At 62.7% G+C, this 3,674-nt stretch carries 3 protein-coding genes (1 of these 3 running past the window's edge); all 3 read right to left on the bottom strand.

Going from position 1 to position 3,674, the window contains the following annotated elements; translation table 11 throughout:
* Positions 1–695, bottom strand: the 5' portion of a protein-coding gene (locus INT22_RS05835) for an NtaA/DmoA family FMN-dependent monooxygenase (RefSeq protein ID WP_193067864.1). 625 nt of this gene lie to the left of the window's left edge; 695 of the gene's 1,320 nt are visible here — the first part of the coding sequence; its start codon is at positions 693–695; its stop codon lies beyond the left edge, outside the window.
* Positions 692–2,713: an iron ABC transporter permease gene (locus INT22_RS05830; protein WP_193063620.1), complete on the bottom strand. Its 2,022-nt coding sequence runs from the start codon at positions 2,711–2,713 to the stop codon at positions 692–694. Before INT22_RS05830 ends, INT22_RS05835 begins: the two co-directional genes overlap by 4 nt.
* A partial coding sequence (locus tag INT22_RS05825) for an iron-siderophore ABC transporter substrate-binding protein (RefSeq protein WP_193067863.1) occupies positions 2,710–3,674 on the bottom strand: 965 nt, incomplete at its 5' end. The genes INT22_RS05830 and INT22_RS05825, both read right to left, overlap by 4 nt.

The following is a 3,674-nucleotide window of genomic DNA, read 5'->3' as shown; positions in this document are numbered from 1 at the left end:
ACCGGCTGGGCGGTGAAGATGACTTCCGCCCAGCGTGCGCCGAAATCCCGTCCCGCCTGCGACGAACCCGCCTGCATGCGCACCGGGCTGCCCTGTATGGGGCGCGGTATGTCGAGCGGCCCCTGAACCTCGAACCATTTTCCACGATGATCGAGGGCCGGAACGTTCCCGGGTGAGGCGTGGAGCATGCCCTCAGGCGTACAGGAGAGCGCATCTTCATCGAGGCTGTCCCACAGCGCGGTTACGACCTCGATCACCTCATGGGCACGCTCGTATCGCGTATCGTGTTCGAGATGTTCGTCGCGGCTGTAATTGGCGGCGACCGTGCCGATGGCCGTCGTCACCATGTTCCAGCCCGCGCGGCCATTGCTGAGGCGGTCGAGGCCTGCGAACATGCGCGCGAGATTATAAGGCTCGTTATAGGTGGTCGAAACGGAGGCGATCAGCCCGATATGCCTGGTCACCGTGGAAAGTGCTGAAAGAAGGGCTATGGGTTCCAGCGAAAAGCCCGGACGGTAGGTGTAGAAATCGGCGATGAACATGGCGTCCATCAGCCCTTTCTCGGCCAGTTGCGCACGCTCCTCAAGCTGGCGCATATCGAAAAGACGGGACGGCATATCCCCCGCAATGCGCCATGCCAGATCGAGATGATCGATACAGGAATTGAAATGAAGCTGTCGGTTCGGATGGCTCATGTGCGCATACTCCGGCGGATAAGATAGATGAGATAAGGGGCGCCGATCAGCGCAATGACGGAGCCTGCGGGCAGTTCCCCCGGCGCAATGACGAGCCGGGCAGCAATATCGGCGAGCCCGAGAAGAAGCGCACCGACCAGCACCGAAACGGGCAAGACCGCGCGCAGGGAATGGCCGCATAAAAACCGCGCCAGATGCGGCGCCAGCAGGCCGACATAGCCGACAGGCCCGGTCTGCGAAACGCAGATGGCGGCAACCGTGACGCCCGTCGCTCCGGCGGCGAGCCTGACGGGCGCGATCGCAGCACCAAGGCTGCGCGCCGTGATGTCGCCGAGCGAAAGCAGTTCGAGTTTCGTCGCCACCAGCATCGCACAGATGAAACCGGCAAGAAGCGTGGGAAACAATATCTGCACCGTGGACCAGTTGGCCCCGTAAAGTCCGCCGATGAGCCACACCATCGGATTGTCGGTAAAGCGGGTCTGCATGACCAGTATCTGCACGAATGCGCCGCAAAGGGCGGAAACGGAAATGCCGATCAGGATGAGAAAGGTCGGTGTCAGCCTCGTGCGCCATGCAAGGATATAGACGGTGGCCGCCGCAAGCATTCCACCGGCAAGTGCCGCCATGCCGATGCCCGTCGCGCTTGCTGCGGGAAACAGCGCCACCATGAGAAGAATGCCTGCCGTCGCCCCGCCATTGACCCCGACAATCGACGAATCCGCCAGAGGATTGCGCAATGCTGCCTGAAAAAGCGCGCCGGCAAGGGCGAAACCCGCACCGGCAAGACAGGCTGCGAGAATACGCGGGCCACGCATGTCCCAGACGATCTTCTGCATGAGCGGCGCAGCCTTGCCGGAGAGTGCCTGCATGACCTGCATTCCCGACAGCGGCAGACCGCCGACGAACATGAGACCCGCAAGCAGCGTGAGGCCGATGAGGAGCAGAAGGGCCAAAAGCAGGATCGTGGGGGAAACATGTCCGGCTCGGCCGAAATCGAGCGATGAAGCCGCATTCATCTGCCCGCCCCGGCTGCGGCGCAGGACGAGCCACAGAAGCCATGGCGCACCGAGGGCTGCCGTAATGGCCCCCACGGGCGGTGCGCTGGTCAGGCTTCCAAGCATGTAGGTGATGCTGTCGGCGGCAAGCAACAGGCTGCTGCCCCAGAGTGCCGCGGCCGGTATCAGCGCGGCATGCCGTCTGACCCCCGCAAGCTTGACCAGATGCGGCGCGACAAGACCGACGAAGCCGATGGGACCGGTGGCGGCGACGGAAGCGCCCGTCAGCACCAGCACGACGATCAGGGTCGCGGTGACGAGCAATGCGTGTTTCTGTCCGAGGCTTCTGGCCGTATCCTCGCCGAGCCGGGCAATATCATATGCGCGCGACAGCGTGAAAGCCGCAATGAGGCAGAGGACGATCCATGGCCAGACGAGTTGCACATTGCTCCAGCCGTTCTGCCGCAGCGAACCCGCACTCCAGGTAATGAGAAACCGCGCCTCGCTCTCGTAGAGCAGCAGCAGCGCGCCGGTTATGCTTGAAATCGTCATGGCGACGATCAGTCCAGCAAGAAGAATGCGCAGCGGCGTGGCGCGAAACCCGCCCGCCAGCAGATAGACCATCAGCACGGCAACCAGACCGCCGCAGACCGCGACGGCGATGGGCATGAAAACGATCAGGGCCGGTGCGAATATGGTGGCCAGCGCAATGAAGAAAAAACTTCCCGCGCTGATGCCGAGAATGCCCGGCGACACCATCGGATTGCGCAGGATGCTCTGCATGAGCGCGCCGGAGACGGCGAAGGCGCTGCCCGCAAGCACCCCTATGGTGGCGCGCGGCAGGCGAAAGCCGCTGACGACGTCGCGCAGCAGATCGTCATTATACGCAAAGGAGCGGATGATGTCGCCAACCCCGATCCGGGCCTCGCCATGCGCCATATTGAGCGCGAAAGCGGCGACGAGCGCCATGACGCCCGCCCCGATCATGCCCAGTTCGCGCAAGCATTGCCGCGGCACGCTCACGTCAGAAGCGCCTTGCGGACATCGCGCAGAAACAGCCGCGCGCTCAGCGGGCCGTTGTGGATCAGCCGGTAGGGAATGGGCTGAAAGCGGTTCTCGCGCACGAAACGCAGATTGCGCCACACCGGCGTCGCCATGAGATTGGCCACACCCTCCTCATTGAAGGGCATGTAGAGAAAATCGGCATCCTGCAAGGCGATCAGCGTTTCGGCGGTGGTGACGTTGAAGCCTTTTTCGAGATAGCGGTCGTCATCATAGGCATAGGCGAAGCCGCAACGCTGCAAAAGCTGCGCCGGCAGCGCATTGCGATTGAAGAGCATGATTTCGGCCCCTGTGACGCCGGCATTGACATTGCCCAGCACGACAGGACGCTTGTCCAGCCCTTTCGCGACGACACTTTGCTTCATTTCCGCAAGCGTTTCATCGAGAGACGCGAGGAAATCGCCGCATTCCGCTTCCCGTCCCGTCAGACGCGCGACGGCACGCAGCGTCTCGACCATATTCGCCATCTGGTCGGGTTTTCCGGCTGGATAGGAAAGGAATGCCGCCACCGGCGCGATTTCGCCAAGCAGGGTGCGACTTTTCTGGATGCTGTTGGCGCTGCCGAGGATCAGATCCGGCTCAAGCGCCATGATGAATTCGATATTGGGTGCGGAAGACAGACCGAGATCGGTCACCTCGTCCGAAAGCCGGGGCTCGGCATCGCCGGTGAAGCGGCGATAATTGGCGGGGCCCGTCATTCCGACCGGTTGCAGGCCCAGCGCCAGAAGAAATTCCGCCCTCTGCTGGTCAAGCGCCACCACCCGCCGCGCCGGCTGCGCCAGGCATGTTTCACCCAGTTCGCTCACCGCACAGACGCGCGCCGCAAAAGCCCCTTGCGTGGATGCGGCGAAGGCGGCGAAGGCGGCAAGCCCGCAAGCGAAGCTTCTTCTCGACATCATCATCAGATTTTGCGCGGGATACC

The organism is Halomonas sp. 3D7M, from assembly GCF_014897885.1.
Classification (GTDB): domain Bacteria; phylum Pseudomonadota; class Gammaproteobacteria; order Pseudomonadales; family Halomonadaceae; genus Vreelandella.
This window is presented reverse-complemented; position numbering and strand designations above follow the sequence as displayed.